Origin of the sequence: Ectothiorhodospira sp. 9100 (assembly GCF_022227565.1) — a bacterium.
GTDB lineage: Bacteria > Pseudomonadota > Gammaproteobacteria > Ectothiorhodospirales > Ectothiorhodospiraceae > Ectothiorhodospira > Ectothiorhodospira marina.
In genome coordinates this window covers 14,542-35,168 of record NZ_JAJNAN010000005.1, presented here as the reverse complement: position 1 = coordinate 35,168, position 20,627 = coordinate 14,542, and the positions used below count along the sequence as shown (strand labels likewise).

At 62.9% G+C, this 20,627-nt stretch carries 18 protein-coding genes; 9 read left to right on the top strand and 9 right to left on the bottom strand.

All coding sequences use genetic code 11. The features are described from left to right. From LPW29_RS02920 to lpxC, 4 genes are all read left to right on the top strand, one after another. Entirely contained in the window at window positions 1-777 is a 777-nt protein-coding gene (locus tag LPW29_RS02920) for a cell division protein FtsQ/DivIB (RefSeq protein WP_238626771.1), read from the top strand. Window positions 778-852: 75 nt separating this feature from the next. Then, the gene (ftsA, locus tag LPW29_RS02915) at window positions 853-2,088 is read left to right on the top strand and encodes a cell division protein FtsA (RefSeq protein ID WP_238626769.1); all 1,236 of its coding nucleotides are present in this window, start codon (window positions 853-855) and stop codon (window positions 2,086-2,088) included. A gap of 120 nt (window positions 2,089-2,208) precedes the next feature. Beyond that, window positions 2,209-3,423 (top strand): cell division protein FtsZ, encoded by a 1,215-nt coding sequence (gene ftsZ / locus LPW29_RS02910; RefSeq protein ID WP_090250833.1) that lies wholly within the window; start codon window positions 2,209-2,211, stop codon window positions 3,421-3,423. Between the two features lie 219 nt (window positions 3,424-3,642). After that, window positions 3,643-4,554, top strand: a complete 912-nt coding sequence (gene lpxC, locus LPW29_RS02905; RefSeq protein ID WP_090250837.1) for a UDP-3-O-acyl-N-acetylglucosamine deacetylase — start codon at window positions 3,643-3,645, stop codon at window positions 4,552-4,554. Window positions 4,555-4,565: 11 nt separating this feature from the next. Here lpxC and LPW29_RS02900 read toward each other — a convergent pair whose 3' ends face one another. Continuing rightward, complete coding sequence (locus LPW29_RS02900; protein WP_090250840.1) at window positions 4,566-4,976, bottom strand: DUF721 domain-containing protein; 411 nt, start codon at window positions 4,974-4,976, stop codon at window positions 4,566-4,568. A 166-nt stretch (window positions 4,977-5,142) separates the two neighbouring features. Here LPW29_RS02900 and LPW29_RS02895 point away from each other — a divergent pair, with 166 nt between their 5' ends. From LPW29_RS02895 to LPW29_RS02875, 5 genes are all read left to right on the top strand, one after another. Continuing rightward, window positions 5,143-6,060 carry a M23 family metallopeptidase gene (locus LPW29_RS02895; protein WP_238626767.1) on the top strand — a complete coding sequence of 306 codons (918 nt, stop codon included), beginning with the start codon at window positions 5,143-5,145 and terminating at the stop codon, window positions 6,058-6,060. Window positions 6,061-6,166: 106 nt separating this feature from the next. After that, window positions 6,167-9,028 carry a preprotein translocase subunit SecA gene (secA, locus tag LPW29_RS02890; protein ID WP_238626765.1) on the top strand — a complete coding sequence of 954 codons (2,862 nt, stop codon included), beginning with the start codon at window positions 6,167-6,169 and terminating at the stop codon, window positions 9,026-9,028. A gap of 3 nt (window positions 9,029-9,031) precedes the next feature. Next, complete coding sequence (gene argJ / locus LPW29_RS02885; protein ID WP_238626764.1) at window positions 9,032-10,246, top strand: bifunctional glutamate N-acetyltransferase/amino-acid acetyltransferase ArgJ; 1,215 nt, start codon at window positions 9,032-9,034, stop codon at window positions 10,244-10,246. Window positions 10,247-10,263: 17 nt separating this feature from the next. After that, window positions 10,264-11,241 carry a Nudix family hydrolase gene (locus tag LPW29_RS02880; RefSeq protein WP_238626763.1) on the top strand — a complete coding sequence of 326 codons (978 nt, stop codon included), beginning with the start codon at window positions 10,264-10,266 and terminating at the stop codon, window positions 11,239-11,241. A 12-nt stretch (window positions 11,242-11,253) separates the two neighbouring features. Beyond that, the gene (locus LPW29_RS02875; RefSeq protein ID WP_238626762.1) at window positions 11,254-11,751 is read left to right on the top strand and encodes a hypothetical protein; all 498 of its coding nucleotides are present in this window, start codon (window positions 11,254-11,256) and stop codon (window positions 11,749-11,751) included. A gap of 27 nt (window positions 11,752-11,778) precedes the next feature. On the opposite strand, the gene zapD is transcribed toward LPW29_RS02875, so the two are convergent. The 8 genes from zapD to LPW29_RS02835 form a co-directional block, all read right to left on the bottom strand. Next, entirely contained in the window at window positions 11,779-12,621 is an 843-nt protein-coding gene (zapD, locus tag LPW29_RS02870; protein ID WP_238626760.1) for a cell division protein ZapD, read from the bottom strand. 56 nt (window positions 12,622-12,677) lie between these two features. Beyond that, on the bottom strand, window positions 12,678-13,277 hold the full coding sequence (coaE, locus tag LPW29_RS02865; RefSeq protein ID WP_238626759.1) for a dephospho-CoA kinase: 600 nt from the start codon (window positions 13,275-13,277) through the stop codon (window positions 12,678-12,680). 37 nt (window positions 13,278-13,314) lie between these two features. Continuing rightward, window positions 13,315-14,178 carry a prepilin peptidase gene (locus tag LPW29_RS02860; protein ID WP_238626758.1) on the bottom strand — a complete coding sequence of 288 codons (864 nt, stop codon included), beginning with the start codon at window positions 14,176-14,178 and terminating at the stop codon, window positions 13,315-13,317. 8 nt (window positions 14,179-14,186) lie between these two features. Next, the gene (locus LPW29_RS02855) at window positions 14,187-15,395 is read right to left on the bottom strand and encodes a type II secretion system F family protein (protein ID WP_238626757.1); all 1,209 of its coding nucleotides are present in this window, start codon (window positions 15,393-15,395) and stop codon (window positions 14,187-14,189) included. Window positions 15,396-15,398: 3 nt separating this feature from the next. After that, on the bottom strand, window positions 15,399-17,114 hold the full coding sequence (gene pilB / locus LPW29_RS02850) for a type IV-A pilus assembly ATPase PilB (RefSeq protein ID WP_238626755.1): 1,716 nt from the start codon (window positions 17,112-17,114) through the stop codon (window positions 15,399-15,401). 154 nt (window positions 17,115-17,268) lie between these two features. Further along, on the bottom strand, window positions 17,269-18,630 hold the full coding sequence (locus LPW29_RS02845; RefSeq protein WP_238626754.1) for a sigma-54-dependent transcriptional regulator: 1,362 nt from the start codon (window positions 18,628-18,630) through the stop codon (window positions 17,269-17,271). A gap of 21 nt (window positions 18,631-18,651) precedes the next feature. Further along, a complete protein-coding gene (locus LPW29_RS02840) occupies window positions 18,652-20,292 on the bottom strand; it encodes a two-component system sensor histidine kinase NtrB (protein ID WP_238626752.1) in 1,641 nt (546 codons plus the stop codon). A 51-nt stretch (window positions 20,293-20,343) separates the two neighbouring features. After that, window positions 20,344-20,586 (bottom strand): PP0621 family protein, encoded by a 243-nt coding sequence (locus tag LPW29_RS02835; RefSeq protein ID WP_090250867.1) that lies wholly within the window; start codon window positions 20,584-20,586, stop codon window positions 20,344-20,346. Window positions 20,587-20,627: the final 41 nt, after the last annotated feature.

Sequence of the window (20,627 nt, the reverse complement as noted above, 5' to 3'; positions counted from 1 at the left end):
ATGCGCAAACGCACCATGGCCCGGCGGCATCAACCGCAACCTCCCTGGTGGCGCCGGCCGTTGCTGCGCCGCGGCCTGCGCCTGGCATGGCTGGGAGGGCTGGTTGTGCTGCTGATGGCGCTTGTGACCCAGGGCGTGGAGCGTCTGCTGCATCCAGAGACCCTGCCAGTGCGCAGCGTGGTGATCGAGGGGGCGTTTCAGTACCTGGATCGCCAGGAGATATCGCAGACCCTGGCGCCCTATGTGGGCGGCGGCTTCTTCAGCCTCGACCTGCGGCCGGTGGAGCAAGCGGTGGAGGCAATGCCCTGGGTGTACGGCGTCTCGGTGCGCCGTGAATGGCCGGATCGCCTGAAGGTTCGGGTGGATGAGCAGGTGCCGGTGGCCGTTTGGGGCGAGGCCGCACTGCTCAATCAGTATGGTGAACTTTTTTACCCTCCGGTGGAGACTCACCCGGAGGGATTGCCCATCCTGAGGGGGCGTGAAGGTCGCGAGCGGCCGCTGATGGAACGTTATCTGGCCGTCCAGGCCCGTCTCGCGGATGTGGGGCTGGAAGTGGCGGGACTCAGGGAGGATGTGCGTCGCTCCTGGGTGATCCGGCTGCAGGATGGCAGTCAGGTGGTCATGGGGCGTGGCATGGATACGGATCGTCTGGATCGTCTGGTGCGCATGTATCCGCGATTGACGGAGCATCGGGATGAGCCCATCAAGCGCATCGACATGCGTTACACCAACGGCATTGCCGTCGCCTGGGAAGAGCCGACGGAGGCATCGGAATGAATGAATTGAAGACATGCATGACCAACAGGCAACAGCGGCAGACAGCGACCGTCCGGGTATGGGAGAAGAATACTTATGTCGAAGCGATCGGATAAGGGAATGATCGTCGGCCTGGATATCGGCACCTCCAAGGTGGAGGCCATCGTTGGCGAGATCACCGATGAGGGTGAGATCGAGATCGTTGGCATCGGTTCGCATCCCTCCCGGGGCCTCAAGAAGGGCGTGGTGGTCAATATCGAGTCCACCGTACAGTCCATTCAGCGGGCCATCGAGGAGGCCGAGTTGATGGCGGGCTGTCAGATCCACTCGGTGTTCACCGGCATTGCCGGGAGTCACGTGAAGAGCCTCAACTCCACCGGTGTGGTGGCCATCAAGGACCAGGAAGTCACGCCGGCGGACGTGGAGCGGGTGATTGATGCCGCACGGGCAGTGGCCATACCGGCGGACCAGCGCATCCTGCATGTGCTGCCCCAGGAATTCATCATCGATGAACAGGAGGGGATTCGCGAGCCGGTGGGCATGTCCGGGGTGCGCCTGGAGGCCAAGGTGCATCTGGTGACGGGCGCCGTGTCTGCAGCCCAGAACATCATCAAGTGTGTCCGCCGCTGTGGTCTGGAGGTGGATGACATCATCCTCGAGCAACTGGCGTCCAGTTACGCCGTGCTCACCGAGGACGAGAAGGAGCTGGGGGTGTGCCTGGTGGATATCGGTGGTGGCACCACCGATATCGCCGTGTTCACCGATGGGGCCATCCGTCACACGGCGGTGATCCCCATTGCCGGGGACCAGGTGACCAACGACATCGCCGTGGCCCTGCGCACGCCCACCCAGTATGCCGAGGACCTGAAGATCAAGTATGCCTGCGCCCTGCGGCAGCTGGCGGATCCGGAGGAGACCATTGAGGTGCCCGGCGTGGGGGACCGCCCGCCGCGCCGGCTTTCGCGTCAGACCCTGGCCGGGGTGGTGGAGCCCCGCTATGAGGAATTGATGTCTCTGGTGCAGTCGGAACTGCGGCGTTCCGGTTGCGAGGAACTGGTGGCCGCGGGCGTGGTGCTGACCGGGGGGTCCTCAAAGATGGAGGGCGTCGCGGAACTGGCCGAAGAGGTGTTCCATATGCCGGTGCGACTGGGATTGCCACATTACGTGACCGGGCTGGTGGATGCGGTTCGCAATCCAGTGCATTCCACCGGGGTGGGTCTGCTGTTGTTTGGTCATGAAAGCCGTCAGGAACGTACCGGCGAAGGGGTGCGTGGCGGTGGCATGAAATCGGTTTGGGCACGCATGCGCAGCTGGTTCCAGGGGAACCTGTGATGCGGGGCTGGGAAGGGAATGGCGAAGAATACACGGGAATGCGGCGACTGGCTGGGTGTGGTCGGGATTCGCAAAATCAATCAGGTTGAATGAACCAATGGGTTCTAGGAGGTAACAGAAATGTTTGAATTGATGGATACCTATCCGCAAAACGCGGTGATCAAGGTCATCGGCGTCGGTGGCGGCGGTGGTAATGCGGTACAGCATATGGTCAACGCTTCCATTGAGGGCGTGGACTTTGTCTGCGCGAATACGGATGCCCAGGCCCTGAAGCGTGTGGATGCCAAAACCCTGCTGCAGATGGGCGCCCATATCACCAAGGGTCTGGGGGCCGGTGCCGATCCCACCGTGGGTCGCGAGGCCGCCCTGGAAGACCGTGAGCGTATCCAGGAGATGATCGATGGGGCCGACATGGTCTTCATCACCGCCGGCATGGGCGGTGGCACGGGGACCGGCGCGGCGCCGGTGGTGGCGCAGATCGCCAAGGAAATGGGGGTGCTGACCGTGGCGGTGGTCACCAAGCCCTTCCCCTTCGAGGGCAAGAAGCGCATGCAGGTCGCTCAGTCGGGCATGGAGAATCTGGCCAAGTATGTGGATTCCCTGATCACCATTCCCAACGACAAGCTGCTCTCGGTGCTGGGCAAGAACGTCACCCTGCTGGATGCCTTCAAGGCGGCCAATGACGTGTTGCTGGGGGCGGTTCAGGGGATCGCTGAATTGATCACCCGTCCGGGCCTGATCAACGTGGACTTCGCCGACGTGCGCACGGTGATGTCGGAGATGGGCATGGCCATGATGGGTACGGGCACCGCCTCCGGTGGTGATCGCGCCCGGGTGGCTGCTGAGGCTGCCATCTCCAGTCCGCTGCTGGAGGATGTGAACCTTTCCGGGGCCCGCGGCATCCTGGTGAATGTGACCGCTGGCATGGACATGTCCATCGGTGAGTTCGAGGAAGTGGGCGCCGCCGTCAAGGAATTTGCCTCCGAAGACGCCACCGTGGTGGTGGGTACGGTGATCGATCCGGACATGAGCGACGAATTGCGCGTGACCCTGGTGGCCACCGGTCTGGGCACCCCCGGGCAGGCCACTCGTCCCACCCGGGAAAAGCCTGCCGTCAAACTGGTGGAGACCCACCAGGTGGCCGCCGCTGGCGGCGGTGCGGCAGCCGCGGCTGTGCAGCAGGGGCAGTCGGAGCTGGAAGTGGTCGATTACGAGAAGCTGGATCGCCCCGCAGTCATGCGCAAGCAGCAAGGCAATGGGGGGTACGATTCTTCCGGTAACACCAATATGGACTACCTGGATATCCCGGCCTTCCTGCGCAAACAGGCTGACTGATCATGGTCTGTGGAGGACGGTGGGTGCCCCGCGTGGTGGGGTACCCACCCCCGCGCGGGCGCCCACCGGGGAGATCGGGCCGATGATCGGCCGTTTATGCTGCACTGCACATTAGATGATGCTGTGCTATAGTCGACTGCTTTTATCGACGCCGGTCCGGCCCTGGCGGGAACGGCAGGGCGCCCTTCGGGGGCTGTCCGACGCTTCGAGGACATCACTGTGATCAGACAACGCACACTCAAGAACACCATCCGGGCCACCGGGGTGGGGCTTCACACCGGGGAGAAGATCTACCTGATGTTGCGCCCGGCCCCGGCAGATACCGGCGTGGTCTTCCGTCGCGTGGATCTGGATCCAGTGGTGGAGATCAAGGCGCACCCCGAGAATGTCGGGGATACCTGCCTCTCCACCACCATGGTGGATGGTCCCGTGCGGGTGTCCACGGTGGAGCATCTGCTCTCTGCGGTGGCAGGTCTGGGTATCGATAACCTTTATGTCGAGGTCAGCGCTGCCGAGGTGCCCATCATGGATGGCAGTGCGGGGCCCTTCGTCTTTCTGATTCAGTCAGCGGGGATCGTCGAACAGAACGCGCCCAAACGCTTCATTCGGATCAAGAAGCCGGTGGAAGTGCGTGAGGATGACAAGTGGGCCCGCTTCGAACCCTTCGATGGCTTCAAGGTCGCCTTCTCCATCGGCTTTGATCACCCGATCTTCAGTGGAGGTATCCAGAGTGCCGAGCTGGATTTTTCCACCACGTCCTTTGTCAAGGAAGTGAGTCGGGCCCGCACCTTCGGTTTCATGCGGGATATCGAGGCCCTGCGCAGCAAGCAGCTGGCCCTGGGGGGCAGTCTGGATAATGCCGTGGTACTCGACGACTTCCGTGTGCTCAACGAAGACGGCCTGCGTTATGAGGATGAGTTCGTGAAGCACAAGATCCTGGATGCCATCGGTGATCTGTACCAGTTGGGCTACAGCCTGATCGGCGCGTTTGAGGGCTACAAGTCAGGTCATGCCTTGAACAATCGCCTGATCCGCCAGCTGATTCACCAGCCGGATGCCTACGAGATCGTGACCTTCGAGGACGAATCCGAGCGCCTGCCCATCTCTTACGCTCAGGCGGCCACCGCCTGACGACTGCTGCATCAACCCTGCGTTGAAAAGCGACGCAGGGTCTGCCTGAGTTCAGGATCCCCCACTGAGTCCGCGGCTCGGGACAGGGCCTCGCGAGCCTCTTCGTTGAGCGGGGGTAACGGCTTGCCGGGGCGCGGTGTAAAGGCTTGCATCACCGGTCGCACGCGGATCTTCACCGACCGGGCGCTGATGCCGTGATAGGCCTTCATCTGCTTGAGGATTTCCCGCTGCATGTAGCGTAGCTGATGCGCCCAGGTGCCGGAGTCCGTCACCAGGATCAATACGCCTTCCTTGATGTTTCCCACCCAGCAATGGTCCCGTAGCCCCGGCGGCAGCAGAGTGCGCACACTCTGAGTCATGGCCTCCAGCCGTCGCGCCTGCTCCAGCATCGTGGGATCGAGATAGGTTCGAGGGGCACGCATGGTGAATGCTCCGAAGCGGGTGTGGGCGTGAATGGTTTCCCTTGAACGGGCTGCTTCGTTATTATCTCAAAGTTTGTCGTTTTGTACGGGATTGTGCCAGGCACATCCCCGCCTTATTCCGGCTCGCGGTTTGGTCGGGTGGTGTCACTCACAAACTCAGGTCGTCATGCAGATCATTCTACTCGCAGGTCAGGGCCAGAACGGTCCGCGTCGTATCCAATGTGCCCGTTGGCAACAGTTTGCTGTGCCCCTGGCCGCCTTGATGGTGGTCGGCGGCCTGCTGCTGTGGGCCGGATACCAGTGGGGAAGCCGTCAGGCTCCTTCGGATGCCATCGTCATTCAGTGGGAACAGGCGTTGGTCGAGCAGCGCCAGCAACTCGCCCAGGCCCGGGATACCACCGAGGCCAGTCTCGACGCCCTCACCATCAGGGTGGCCCGGCTTCAGGCTCAGGCCGCCCGCGTGGACGCCCTGGGGAGCAAGCTGGTGAGCATGGCCGGCCTGGAGGATGGCGAATTCGACTTTGCCGGCTTGCCCGGTATTGGCGGTCCCGAGGATGTCCTGCAGGACACCCGGCGGTCGGATCTGATGCGGGAACTGGACGCCCTGGCCCAGGTTCTGGACGATCGGGAGTCCCAGTTGCGGCTGCTGGATCAGTTGATCCTCTCCGGGCAGTTGCAGGAGGAGGTCACCCCCGCGGGTCGCCCGGTGAAGACGGGCTGGATGTCCTCCGGCTATGGCACCCGCACCGACCCCTTCACCGGCCGCCAGGCCTTTCATCGGGGGGTGGACTTTGCCGCCCGGCCTGGCACCGAAATCATTGCGGTGGCCGGCGGTATCGTGGTGTTTGCCGACGATAACGATGCCTTTGGCAAACTGGTGGAGATCGATCACGGTAACGGCTATGTCACGCGCTATGCCCACAATCGGGATATGCGGGTCTCGGTGGGCGATGCGGTGCGCAAGGGCGACGTGATCGCAACCATGGGCGCCACCGGCCGGGCCACCGGCACCCATGTGCATTTCGAAGTGCTCAAGGATGGTCGTCATACCAATCCTCATCGCTTCATCCAGTCCTCCGGCTAGACAGCCCGGGTGGGCTCATCGGGCGCGGTCCCCGGCCTCCTGCGCCCCGGTGGACGATCAGTTATCATGGCCGAACAAAAACCCAGTCACGCAGCGCGAAACCTTCATGGTCACAACCCTCGTAAGAAAGATCTTCGGCAGTCGTAACGACCGCCTCGTCAAGCGCTATGCCAAAGTGGTGGAGCGCGTCAACGAACGGGAGGAAGAGGTCAAGGCCCTCTCCGAAGAGGCTCTCAAGGCCAAGACCCGGGAATTCCGTGATCGTCTGGCCAAGGATGAGACCCTGGAAGATCTCATGCCCGAGGCCTTCGCCGTGGTGCGCGAAGCCGGTCGGCGGTTCATGGAGATGCGCCATTTCGATGTGCAGCTCATCGGTGGCATGGTGCTCAATGACGGTCGCATCGCCGAGATGCGCACCGGTGAGGGCAAGACCCTGGTGGCCACCCTGGCGGCCTACCTCAATGCCCTGCCCGCCAGGGGCGTGCACGTGATCACGGTGAACGACTACCTGGCCCGCCGGGATGCGGCCTGGATGGGGCGTGTCTATCATGCGCTGGGGCTGTCCGTGGGGGTGATCAATGCCTCTGGTGGCAAGGGTGTGGACAGCGCCTCCTATCTTTTCGATCCCGATTTCCCTGGTAACGACGAGGCGCCGCTGCACCTGCGCCCGGTGACCCGTCGGGAGGCCTATGCGGCTGACATCACCTATGGCACCAACAACGAATATGGTTTCGATTATCTGCGCGATAACATGGCGTTCCGCGCCGAGGATCGGGTACAGCGGGATCTGGCCTACGCCATCGTCGACGAGGTGGACTCCATCCTCATTGACGAGGCCCGCACGCCACTGATCATTTCCGGGCCCACCAGCGAAAACTCCGACCTCTACACCCGGATGAAGGACATTGTTCCTCAATTCATCCCTCAGGAGGACGAGGAGTCCGAGGGTGACTACGTGGTGGACGAGAAGGCGAAGCAGGTCTTTCTGTCCGAGGACGGTCAGGAAAAGGCCGAGCAACTGCTGCTGGAAGCCGGTCTGCTCAAGGAAGGCCAGGGCCTGTTCGATGCCGCCAGCATCCCCGTGCTGCATCACCTGAACGCGGCCCTGCGGGCCCACGCCTTGTTCCAACGGGACGTGCAGTATCTGGTGCGGGACAACAAGGTCCTCATCATTGATGAATTCACTGGCCGGGTGATGACGGGGCGGCGTTGGTCCGATGGTCTGCACCAGGCTGTGGAGGCCAAGGAAGGAGTGCCGATCCAGAACGAGAACCAGACGCTGGCATCCATCACCTTCCAGAACTTCTTCCGCCTCTACGACAAGCTGTCCGGCATGACCGGCACGGCCGATACCGAGGCCTACGAGTTCCAGCATATCTATGCCCTGGAGGTGGTGGTGATCCCCACCAACCGCCCCATGGTGCGCAATGACATGCAGGATCTTGTCTACATGACCCAGCAGGAGAAGTACAAGGCCATCATCGAGGAGATCAAGGACTGCAGGGAACGCAAACAGCCCGTGCTGGTGGGTACCGCCTCAGTGGAGGCCTCGGAGACCCTGGCCAAGCTGCTCAACAAGGAAAAGATCCATCACGAGGTGCTCAACGCCAAACAGCATGAGCGCGAGGCCCATATCATTGCGCAGGCAGGTCGTCCCGGTGCGCTGACCATCGCCACCAACATGGCCGGTCGCGGGACCGACATTGTTCTGGGAGGTAGCCTGGATGCGGAGCTGGAGGGCCTGGGGGAGACGCCGGATCCAGAGCAGGTGAAGAAGATCCGGGCCGATTGGGAAAAGCGCCACGAGGCAGTCCTGGAGGCCGGTGGCCTGCATATCATCGGGTCCGAGCGCCACGAGTCCCGACGTATCGACAACCAGTTACGTGGTCGCGCGGGCCGTCAGGGGGATCCCGGCTCAAGCCGCTTCTTCCTGTCTCTGGAAGACAACCTGATGCGCATCTTTGCCTCCGACCGGGTCAAGGCGGTGATGCAGCGCCTGGGAATGAAGGAAGGCGAGGCCATCGAGAATGCCTGGGTCACCAAGGCCATCGAGAATGCCCAGCGCAAGGTGGAAGGACACAACTTCGATATTCGCAAGAGCCTGCTGGAATACGATGATGTGGCTAACGACCAGCGCCGGGTGGTCTACGAACAGCGCCGGGAGTTGCTGGACTCGGAGGATATTTCCGACACCATCGAGCCCGTGCTCCATGATGTACTCGACCAGACGGTGAGCCAGTATATCCCCCCCGGTTCCATTGAAGAGCAGTGGGATGTTCCCGGCCTTGTCCAGGCCCTGGAGAGCGAGTTCGGTATGAAGCTGGATATTGCCGACTGGCTGGAGAAGGACGATGATCTCCACGAGGAGACCCTGCGGGAGCGCCTGAAAGAGGCATTCCACACGGCACTCAAGGCCAAGGCTGACGTGGTGGGACCGGAAATGATGCGCCGCATCGAGAAGGACGTCATGCTTCAGGTGCTGGACAGCCACTGGAAGGAGCATCTGGCCGCCATGGACTACATGCGCCAGAGCATTGGCCTGCGTGGCTACGCCCAGCGTAACCCCAAGCAGGAGTACAAGAAAGAAGCCTTTGCCATGTTTGAGTCTCTGCTGGAGCGCGTCAAGCATGACGTGGTGTCCATGCTGATGCGGTTGCAGGTGCGTTCCGCCGAGGATGTGGCGGCCCTTGAGGAACAGACGCGCACCACCACCAGGCCCTCGAAGATGCAGTTCCAGCATGCGCAGCCAGGTAGCCCCCTGGGCGAGGAAGAACCGGCGCGTGGTGCCCAGGGCGGCAGCGTTCCTCAGCCGATGGGTCAGGGTGCTCCTCGGGGCGGCGATGCCGGTCAGTCAGAGGATGAGCAGGAACAGCCCTACCGTCGGGAAGAACCCAAGCTGGGGCGCAACGACCCCTGCTGGTGCGGTTCTGGCAAAAAGTACAAGCATTGCCACGGCAAGCTGGATTGAGCCATGGCCGTTCACCTCTTTGAACCCGAGTGCCTGCTGCCCATCGCCGGAGTGCGCCTGTGCGCCGTGGCAGCAGGTATTCGCTACAAGGGCCGCGATGACCTGGTGTTGATGGAGTTGGCGCCCGGTAGTCGCTGTGCTGCTGTCTTCACGCGTAACGCCTTCTGTGCTGCGCCGGTGCATGTGGCGCGGGACCACCTGGCCCGGGAGGCGCCGCGCTATCTGCTGATCAATGCCGGCAATGCCAATGCGGGAACCGGCGCGCCAGGCATGCAGGCAGCGCAGGCCTGCTGCGCCGCCGTGGCCAAGGCGGGTGATACCCAACCGGAGCGTGTGCTGCCTTTCTCCACCGGCGTGATCGGGGAACCCCTGCCCGTGGAGCGTATCGTCGATGCCCTGCCAGCGGCGATGGAAGGACTGAACGCGGAAGGGTGGAAGGGCGCCATGCGCGCTATCATGACCACTGACACGGTGGGCAAGGGGATCAGTGAGCGGGTGGAACTCTCCGGTGGTACGGTTACCCTCACCGGCATTGCCAAGGGCTCCGGCATGGTCCATCCGGACATGGCCACGATGCTGGCCTACGTGGCCACTGATGCGCGGGTGGAATCCGATCAGCTGCAGGCCATGCTGGAGCGATGTACCGATCAGAGTTTCAATGCCATCACCGTGGACGGCGATACCTCCACCAACGATGCCTGCGTCCTGGCTGCCACCGGGGCCTCCGGTGTGGCAGTGGAGAGCGCCGAGGATCGCGGCCTTTTCGAGGCAGCCCTGCTGCGCATCTGCCGCAGCCTGGCTCAGGCCATCGTCAGGGACGGGGAGGGGGCCACCAAGTTCGTCACCGTGCGGGTAACCCGTGCCCGGGATGCCCGGGAGGCGCGCGCTGTTGGCATGACCGTGGCCCAATCGCCATTGGTGAAGACGGCCCTGTTTGCCTCTGATCCCAACTGGGGCCGTATCCTGGCCGCCGTGGGGCGCGCCGGCCTGCCGGCGCTGGACGTGGATGCAGTGACCATCCATCTGGGTGACGTGCGAATCGTTGCCGACGGTGGGCGGGCGCCGGAGTACACTGAGCAGGACGGTCAACGGGTCATGGATCAGGCGGACATCATGATCACCATCGACCTGGGGGGGCGGGGGCATGAGCAGGCCGAAGTGTACACCTGTGACTTCTCTTACGACTACGTGCGCATTAACGCCGAATACCGTTCCTGAACCTCGGGAGAGGGCGCATGGCCACCTGTGACGACCGCTCGCCCCTGCCCGTGGTGGTGGCCGTGATCATGGATGATCAGGGTCGGTGTCTGATCACCCGTCGCCCTCAGGATGTCCACCAGGGGGGGCGCTGGGAGTTTCCAGGAGGGAAGCGGGAGCCAGGGGAGTCCCGCGACCAGGCCCTGACCCGCGAGCTTGCCGAGGAACTGGGCATCACCCCCCTGAGTCATGAACCCTTGATCTGCCTGACCCATGATTACCCGGACCTGCAGGTTCACCTGGATGTGGTCCGGGTGACTGACTTTCAGGGCACCCCCCAGGGCCTGGAAGGTCAGCCCCTGAAATGGGTGCCTGTTCGGGCCCTGGATGCCCGCAATTTCCCAAAGGCCAATCGCTCCATTATCCGGGCCCTGTCCCTGCCGGACCGCTATCTCATCACCCCGGATCACTGGGATCCGGAGCAGTTGCGGGTGCATCTGGAGTGCAGTCTTGGGGACCCCGCCGTGAGTCTGGTGCAACTGCGTGCCCCGCAACTGGACGTTGGGGCCTATGCCGCTCTGGCCGAGGATGCCCTGGCCCTGTGTCGGCGCCAAGGGGTTCGGCTCATGCTCAATGCCGATCCCGCGCTGGCCCGGGAACTGGGAGCGGATGGCGTTCACCTGAATCATCAGCGGCTTTGCGATTGGCGCGGGCGACCGTCCGGGTTGGCCTCCGATTTCCTGATGGCAGCCTCGGTGCATGATGAGGTCTCCATGACGCAGGCCCGACAGGCGGGCTGTGATTTCGTCGTGGTTTCCCCCGTGGCGCCTACCAGGACGCATCCCGGGGTCGCACCGCTGGGCTGGACCCGCTTCGCGTCATTGGCTGACCAGGCCGCCTGTCCGGTTTATGCCCTGGGCGGGATGACCCCCGAGGACATCCCGCGTGCCCGTGCCCATGGGGGGCAGGGGGTGGCCGGTATCCGTGGGGTCTGGCCCGCTTGTTCATCCGACTAGGAGTGTCTGTTCATGAACCTTCGAAATCCTCCTCCGTGGCAGGTTCTGACGGTGATCCTGCTGGTCCTTGGCCTGAGTATCTGGGGCAGCGAAACCTGGTTGCGCCCGATGCTGGACCCTGGCGCCGGGGATCGGGTGCTGCTGGAGATGCCCGAGGGCTGCGAGCTGAATCGTGCAGGCTGCACCGTGGGGCTGGATGGAATGCGCCTGACGCTTCGCGGTCCGGATACCATCCCGCCACTGGAGGACTTTGATCTGATTCTGGAAGCCCAAGGGCCGGTGGAGCCCCTGGAGGTATCCTATATCATGCCGGGCATGGACATGGGCGTGAACCGATTCGCGTTCGGGGCGGGCGATGAAGGCATATGGCATGCCCCATCGGCCCTGCCCGTATGCATGTCAGGGCGCCTGGACTGGCTGGCCCAGGTGCGGTTTGCCTACGAAGGGCGGGAGTATGAGGTGCGGGTTCCGGTGCTGCTCAGTCGCCCGGCACGCGGCACGCAGGACTGAAGCCACGTTGTCCCCTGCGCGCCGTTGCTACAGGGCGCAGCACGTCAGCGAGAACGAGATATCCCCCTGGCACTGCGGGGCCCTTTCGCGCATGTCGCCTGGCTGCAGGAAACGCACATTGAAGCGTTGTCGCCCGGCGCTGATCTCGGGGTAGAAGGAGGCGTTCTGGGGCAGTGCGATGCGGATGATCTGCCAGGGCTGACTGGTGTCCAGGGTCTGTTCGTAGAAACCTTTGCTGGCGGTGAGATTCTGCGGTGCCCCGGCGTTGCGAATGAGTTCCAGAATGAGACCCACAGCCTCGTGAATGTCATCGAAGGGGCGAGCCCATTCCTCCAGCAGTTTGCGGCGTTCGGAGATCGGTCGCATCAGCCAGAAATGGTAGGCGGGTAGGTCAAAGTCGCAGGTGCCTCCGGGAATGGCCACCCGCTGGCGAACACTGTTGAAAAAGTCGTTGCCCTTGACCTGCTGGTCCAGCTGGCCATTGATGGTGTGAATGTTCTCGATCAGTTTGCGTTGTTGATCAATCACCGCCTGCAGGCGCCGCTGATCCACACCAGGATCTTCCTTGAGCCGGCTCAGATTGGTGGTCTGACGCTCCAGTTCCTTCATGAGTTCGCGTTTAAGATCCACCCGGTTGGTCAGGTTGAGTAACTCGATCAGGGTGAGCAGGGCGTTGTGGGTGTCGGGGCCGCCATCGTGCTGCAGGCTGTGCCAGAATCGGTGCATCAATACCTCCAGGCGCATGAACAGGCGCATGCGCTCGTGGAGAGGCTGTTCGTAGATGATGGATCCCTTCACAGGTGCGACCGAAGGCGGATTGTGGACCACATACTCGTTATTTTCCGCTTTGCGGCCGAAATTCACAAACATGTTATCACCTCTGAAGTATGGGGCCGGCCCCGGGGTCGTGGCGGGTCCGCGCTGTTTCAGCGGCCGGTAGACAGGTCCAGATACCGCCGGTGCAGCGCCTCTACCTGGCTTTCAAGGACATCGGGTGCGCTGCTGTTGTCGATGATGTCGTCAGCGGCTGCCAGGCGCTGGGCGCGGGTTGCCTGCGCATCAAGGATCGCCTGAATCTGCTGCGGGGAGACCCTGTCACGCGCACTGGCCCGGGAGCGCTGCAGGTCCTCAGGGCAGTCCACCACGAGCACCCGGTCCACGCGTCCCTGCACGCCCGATTCCACCAGCAAGGGGATCACCAACATGCAGTAAGGGGCGTGAGTTTCTGATTGTTGGCGGTCCATCTCGGCCCAGATCATAGGGTGTAACAGGGATTCCAATCTGTGACGCGCTTGGCTGTTCTGGAAGACCAATTCCCGCAGGGCAGCCCGGTCCAGGTGGCCGTGGGCATCCAGAATGGTATCGCCGAAGGCCTCGCCAAGGCACTTCAGCCCCTCGCTGCCCGGTTCTACCACCTGCCGGGCCACCACGTCCGAGTCAATCAGCCCGGCGCCACGCGCCTGGAACAGGCGTCCGACCGTGGACTTGCCGCTGCCGATGCCTCCGGTCAGGCCGACGGTCAGCATGGGGGGGGGGGCTCCATGGACAGGAGGGGGGGACGCATCAGACCAAGGCCTGCAGATACACCCTGATGATGGCATCTCCCCATAGCAGGGCGATGAAACCGGCGGCGGCCAGGTAGGGGCCGAAGGGGATGGGGATATCACGGTCCCGTCCCCGGGTCACGATCAGGGCGATGCCCACCACTGCGCCGACCAGGGAGGACAGCAGGATGACCAGCGGCAGTACCTGCCAGCCCAGCCAGGCCCCGATCAGGGCGAAGAGCTTGAAGTCCCCATAGCCCATGCCCTCCTTGCCCGTGAGCAGCCGGAAGGCATGGTACACCAGCCACAGGCTGAGATAGCCGGCAATGGCGCCGATGACGCTGCTGGTGGCATCAGTGAACAGGCCGGGCAGGTTGACGATCAGACCGAGCCATAGCATGGGCAGGGTGATCATGTCCGGCAGCAGGGTGGTGCGCAGGTCGATCACCGCCAGGGCGATGAGAGACCAGGTGTACAGCAGGGCGGCGCCAGCGGCCCAGGTGAATCCGAAGTGCCAGACCACCAGCATGGACAGCAACGCCGTGGCCGCCTCCACCAACGGGTACTGGGGTGAGATGCGGGCGCCGCAGGACGAGCAACGCCCCCGCAGGAACAGGTAGCTCAGCACCGGAACGTTTTCCACAGCCTTGATGTGGTGTCCACAATGGGGGCAGCCGGAGCGAGGGACGACCAGATTGTAAGGGCCGGCCACCTCGCCACCGTCTCCGCCTTGCCCCTGGGCCTGCAGCCAGGCCCGGGCCTCGCTCTGCCACTGACGCTCCATCATGATGGGCAACCGATGGATCACTACGTTGAGGAAGCTGCCGATGAGCAGGCTGAACAGCCCGGTCACGGTGAGCAGCAGCCAGGGGGTGTTCGCCATGAGTTCAATCACACCACGGCCCCCAGCTGGAAGATGGGCAGATACATGGCGATCACGAGACCGCCCACCACGACACCCAGGAAGGCCATGATCATGGGCTCCATGAGGCTGGAAAGGCCGTCGACCATGTTGTCCACTTCCTCCTCGTAGAAGTCGGCCACCTTACCGAGCATCTCATCCAGGGAGCCTGATTCCTCGCCGATGGCTACCATCTGCACCACCATGTTGGGGAAGACCCCGGTGTTGCGCATGGCCTGTTGCAGTTGGGTACCCCCGGCCGTTTCGTCACGCATGCGCATCGTGGCCTCGTAATAGAGGGCATTGCCTGTGGCCCCTGCCACCGATTGCATGGCCTCCACCAGCGGCACACCGGCAGAGAACATGGTGGACAAGGTGCGGGCAAAGCGGGCAATGGAGGCCTTGCGCAGCAGTTCCCCAACCACCGGAATCTTCAGGGACCACAGGTCCAGTTGGCGCCTGAAGCCGGGAGATCGTCGCTTACCCTGGACGAAGGCGAATACCGCCAGGGCAATCCCTCCGAAAATTCCCCACCAGTAATTCTGGAAGAAATCGGAAATGCCGATCACGAACTGGGTGAACACGGGGAGGTCGGCGCCGAAGCCCTGGAAGAGATCCTGGAACTGAGGTACCACGAAGATCAGCAGAATGGCCGTGACGATGAAAGCCACCACGATGACCGCTGCCGGGTAGAACATGGCCTTCTTGATCTTGGCCTTGAGCGACTCGGTCTTCTCCTTGTAGGTGGCGATGCGGTCCAGCAGCGTCTCCAGGGCTCCCGATTGTTCACCGGCGCCCACCAGGTTGACCACCAGGTTGTCGAACTGGAGCGGATGCTTGGCCAGGGCGCTGGCGAAGGTGGAGCCCCCCTCCACGTCTGCCTTGATGCGCAGGATGAGTTCCTGCATGGAGGGGTTTTCGTGGCCCCGGCCCACGATCTCGAAGGCCTGCACCAGCGGCACGCCGGCGCTCATCATGGTGGACATCTGTCGCAGGAACACGGCAATGTCCTTGGGCGTGATTTTCTTCTTGCCCCCGAACAGGGGCTTGGGCTTCTTGCGGACCTTGAGGGGATTGATGCCCTGGCGGCGCAGATCTGCCTTGGCCAGGTTCTCATTGATGGCCGTGGTCTCTCCCTTGACCCGGGCTCCCTTCTTGTCCACGCCTTCCCAGACAAACACGGTCATTGTCTCGGCCATGGCTTAATCCTTGGTGATGCGGTTGATTTCTTCAAGGCTGGTGATGCCGGCCTTGACCTTGAGCAGTCCTGAGCGGCGCAGGTCCGGGACGCCTTCCTTATCAGCCTGTTCGGCCAGCTGCATGGCATTCCCCCCTTCCAGGATCAGTCGCTGCATGCCTTCGGAGATGGGCAGCACCTGGTAGATCCCGACGCGACCCTTGTAACCCAGGGTGCAGCGATCGCATCCCACTGGCTTGAACAGCTTGATGCCCTCCTTGACCTCCTGTTCGGTAAATCCCTCCTCCAGCAGCACGTCGTTGGGTACATCGTGGGGCGTTTTGCAATGATTGCACAGGCGTCGTCCCAGCCGTTGGGCAATGATCAGCAGGATGGAGGAGGCGATGTTGTAGGAGGGGACACCCATATTGGCCAGTCGGGTGAGGGTCTGGGGAGCATCGTTGGTGTGCAGGGTGGACAGCACCAGATGGCCTGTTTGAGCCGCCTTGATGGCAATCTCGGCGGTTTCCAGGTCGCGTATCTCCCCTACCATGATGATGTCCGGATCCTGACGCAGAAAGGCCCGCAGGGCGCTGGCGAAGGTGAGGCCCACCTTGGGGTTGACGTTTACCTGATTGACGCCGGGCATGTTGATCTCGGCCGGGTCCTCGGCGGTGGAGATGTTGCGGTCCGCCGTGTTGAGGATGCCCAGGCCCGTATACAGGGAGACCGTCTTGCCGGAGCCGGTGGGGCCGGTGACCAGGATCATGCCATAGGGCTTGCTCAGGGCATTCAGATAGAGTTCCTTCTGATGCGGCTCATAGCCCAGCTCGTCAATACCCAGGAAGGCACTGGTCGGATCCAGGATACGCAGTACCACCTTCTCGCCATACAGCGTGGGGCAGGTGTTCACGCGAAAGTCGATGGCGCGGTTCTTGGAGAGTTGCATCTTGATGCGCCCGTCCTGGGGGATGCGGCGCTCGGAGATGTCCATGCGGGACATGACCTTGATGCGGGCAGTGATGCGGGGTGCCAGGTTGGCGGGCGGATGGGCCACCTCCGAGAGCACTCCGTCCAGGCGAAAGCGCACCCGAAAATTCTTTTCATAGGGCTCGAAATGGACGTCCGAGGCCTTCTTGTTGATGGCATCCAGCAATACCTTGTTGACGAAGCGCACCACCGGCGTGTCGTCGATGTCGCTTTCCGAGACATCCTGCCCCCGATCGTCCTCGTCACCCTTGATTTGCAGATCGTCCAGATCGTCGTCCATGAGGCCTTCCATCATGGCCCCGGAGTCGTTGAGGGCATCCTCGATCAGTTTGACCAGCTTGTCCTGCTCCACCAGCACCGGCTCGGTGGCAATGCCGGTATTGAACTTGATCTCATCCAGGGCCGTGAGGTTCATGGGGTCGGCCAGGCCGACGAACAGGCGGTTGCCGCGCTTGTACAGGGGCAGGGCCTGATGCTGGCGGACCAGCTTTTCATCCATGAGGTTCTTGGGCAGATGATCCCGATCCAGGGTGTCCAGGTCGAATAGCGGGGTGCCAAACTCCTCGCAGGCAGACTGTGCCAGGCCGCGGGCCTGGACCAGGTTCTCGTCCACCAGGTAAGCCACCAGCGGCACACGCTTCTTGCGCGACTGCTCCAGAGCCCGGTTGGCGTCTGCCTCGTTGAGCTGGCCATCCTGGACAAGCCTGCGGGCAAGGCCGCTCAGGGGGATGGAACTGGCTGGTGTGGACATGGGCGACCGTTCAGGCAGAGGGTTGCAAGGGGGTAGTCTCGGGGTAAAGGACGCCAGGCTCAAGCCCCGCGCCGCCTGTGGACCTGTCTTGATCCGTTATGAGTATATGGGCATTCCCCGTTGACGTCATTTCACGATACCGCTCACCGTGGTGTCAGGGGGTCTTCAGACCCAGTCGGTGTAATCGAAAACTCAGTTGGCGCATGCTTAGCCCAAGCCTTTGCGCTGTTTTCTCTCGATCGCCGCCGACCGCCTCCAGGGCCTCCAGAATCACCCGTTTTTCCTCATGGGCCAGGCGTTCCTCCAGTGGCAGCCGACCGGTGTCCGCTGCCGGGGCGGGTGGTTCCGCGGCCCGGGGGAGTTGCAGGTCTTCTGCCTGGATGAGATCCCCGTCGCACAGCGTGGCGGCTCGCTCCAGGATGTTTTCCAGCTCCCGCACATTGCCCGGATAGTGATAACCGGCCAACTGGGTCATGGCTGCCCCACTCAGGCGCCTGGGGGATTCCCCCCAGCGCTCGGCCAACCGCCCAAGGATGTAGTCGGCCAGCCGGGGCAGATCTTCAAGCCGATCGCGCAGGCTGGGTACCTTGAGCTCGATGACATTGAGGCGGTAATACAGGTCCTGGCGAAAGCGGCCGTTTTCCACCTCGGTGGCCAGATCCTTGTGGGAGGCCGAGAGGATGCGTACATCCACGGCGATCTCGCGGGCCGCGCCTACCGGCTTGATGGCCCGTTCCTGGATGGCGCGCAGCAGTTTCACCTGCATGTGCAGGGGCAGTTCCGCGACCTCGTCCAGAAACAGGGTGCCTCCCTGTGCGGCCTGGAACAGGCCCTGCTTGTCGGTGACCGCTCCGGTGAAGCTGCCCTTGATATGCCCGAAGAATTCACTCTCCATGAGCTCGGCGGGGATGGCGCCACAGTTGACGGGCACCAGGGGGCGTTCGGCCCGGGGGCCCAGCCGGTGGATCTCCTGGGCCACACGCTCCTTGCCGCTGCCCGACTCGCCCAGGATGTAAACGGGGGCCTGACTGCGGGCCAGCTTGGCGATGGTGGCCTTGAGCCTGAGCATGGCCGGGGCATTGCCCAGCAGGTTATCGTCCTCCTGGCTGGCCTCGTGGGCCCGGTCGACGCGGGCAGTGGCCGTTGGAGCCGAGAGTTTGAGGGCACTGCTCACCAGGTCCCGCAGTGTGGTGAGGTCGACGGGTTTGGAGACGAAGTCGAAGGCACCGGACTTGAGTGCCTGTACGGCCGTGTCCATGCTGCCATAGGCCGTGATCACCGCCACCGGCAGGCAGGGGTGATGGGCCTGGATGTGTTCCACCAGTTCGATGCCGTCACCGTCGGGCAGACGCATGTCGGTGAGGCACAGATCAAAGGCCTCACTGCCCAGCAGGGCCTTGGCGTCGCGCACCGATCCGACAGAGCGGGTATGCAGTTTCATGCGGCCCAGGGTGATCTCCAGGAGTTCCCGGATGTCCGGCTCATCGTCGATGATCAATACGTGCTGGATGCCCATGGGGTGGATATCGGCTGAGGCTCAAGGGGCCGGTTCGGTCGTGGCGTGTTCGGGCATGGGGAACCGGATGCGAAAACAACTGCCGCCGGTGGGAAGGGGCAGGTATTCCAGTCCGCCTCCATTGTTCTCGCACAGTTCCCGTGCAATGTATAGCCCCAGCCCGGTTCCCTGGTTGCCGGACGTCACGAAGGGTTCGAAGAGCTGACGCGCGATGCCGGGCTTGACCCCGTGGCCCTCGTCGATCACGTCCACCACGGGTTGCCGGGAGATGTCCTGGGTGCCGCCCTGAATGCGGATGCGCGGCGGCTCGCCAGCGCGGGTGCCATAGCGTAAGGCATTCACGCACAGATTCCACAGAACCTGGTGGAGTTGTTCCGGATCGAAATGCCCGCGTGCATCATCGGGCCGGATGGCCACCTGTAGTTGGTCCGGTTCCAGATGGTAATGCCGCCGGAACTCCTCCGTAAACCGTTCCAGCCAGGGCTTGAGGGACAGGGATTCCCCCCGAGGCGAAGCCTGCCGGGAGAGGCCGAGGATGTTCTGGATCAGCGCGTTCATGCGCTGGCTCTGATCCTGGATGATCCCTGCCAGGCGGCGATCTGCCGGGTCCAGGGATTCCGATTCTCCCAGTAGTTGGGCCGCATGGCTGATGGCCCCCAGGGGGTTGCGGATCTCGTGGGCAATACTGGCGGTCAGGCGGCCCAGTGAGGCCAGCTTGATGGCCTGCATCTGCCGATGCAGTTCGGCGGTATCCTCCAGAAAAATCAGGGTCCCCACGGCACGATCCACCCCCAGTCGGGTAAATCGTACCCGCAACTCCGGCCCGTAAGCCCCTGCCTCCAGGGTTTGATGACTTTGGGCACCTGGCTTTGCCAGCCAGTCTTGCAGGGCAGTCTCGATCTGTGGGGATATCTTCTCAAGGTCGCTGGGGTTGTCGGGGCTGGGATTGCCCAGCAACCCCCAGGCCGCTTCGTTGATCAGATGCACATGGCCGGTGTCATTCACGACGATGACACCTGATTGCATGCGCTCGATGATGTGGGCATTGAGTTCGGCCATGTTGGCCAGGTCCACACTGTGACGCTCCGCCCGCGCCTCGCTCTCCCGCACCCGGCGGGACAGCACCAGCCCCAGCAGGGCCGTGGCGAACAGGGCAGCACCCAGCAGCCCCGTCTGGGTCAGCGCCGCGTCCCGGGTGGGGTCGACCAGATAGCCGTGTATCTGCGCCAGCAGCAGAGCGATGGAGCCCAGCGCCGCAAAGAACAGCGCCGGGCGTCCCGGGGCCAGCACACTCAGTCCGACCATGGCCGGAATGGTGAGCATGCCCAGGCCGCTGCTCACGCCGCCGCTGGCGTACATGAGCAGGGTGATGCACAGGGTATCGGTGATGGCCTGGGTGTAGACCTGGATCTCCGCCGAGGGCGTGTACAATCGCGCCGCCGTGCCGAATCCGAAGCTCAGCACCAGGTATAGGGACGCGCACAGCAGAAACAGGCGCGGGTGGGACTGCCCCAGGGTTTCCGGGCCGGTGCCCAGCACCACCAGAGCCACCAGCATCCCGGCAACAAAGAACCGATACAGGCTGAACAGTCGGAGCGCCCGCCAGACATCGTCCATGGGGCGCCGTGTCCAGCCAGAACGGGACAGGCCGAAGAGCTTCATGCCCCGTCAGGCGGGGGCGGCAGGGCGAGGGGAGTCATGCCGCGACGCGTGTTATTCTCGTGTAGACTCTTGAGCAAGTGCCAGATCCCGGTGATCGTTGGAGCAGAAGGCCCGCGGGCCTTCCTTCACCGCTTCATTCTCCGGTACATGCAGGCCACAGTACTCACAACGCAGCATGTGACCGGAACTCACTTGCTGTGGGTGCTTGGGGCGTTTCACGTCCGGTGTTTTAAGCAGCAGTCGGACCACCATGAAGACCAGTACGAAGGCGGCAATCAGGAACAGGATGTTCATGGGTACGGTGATTCGGGTTTGAGTGGTGTATAAAAAGGTAC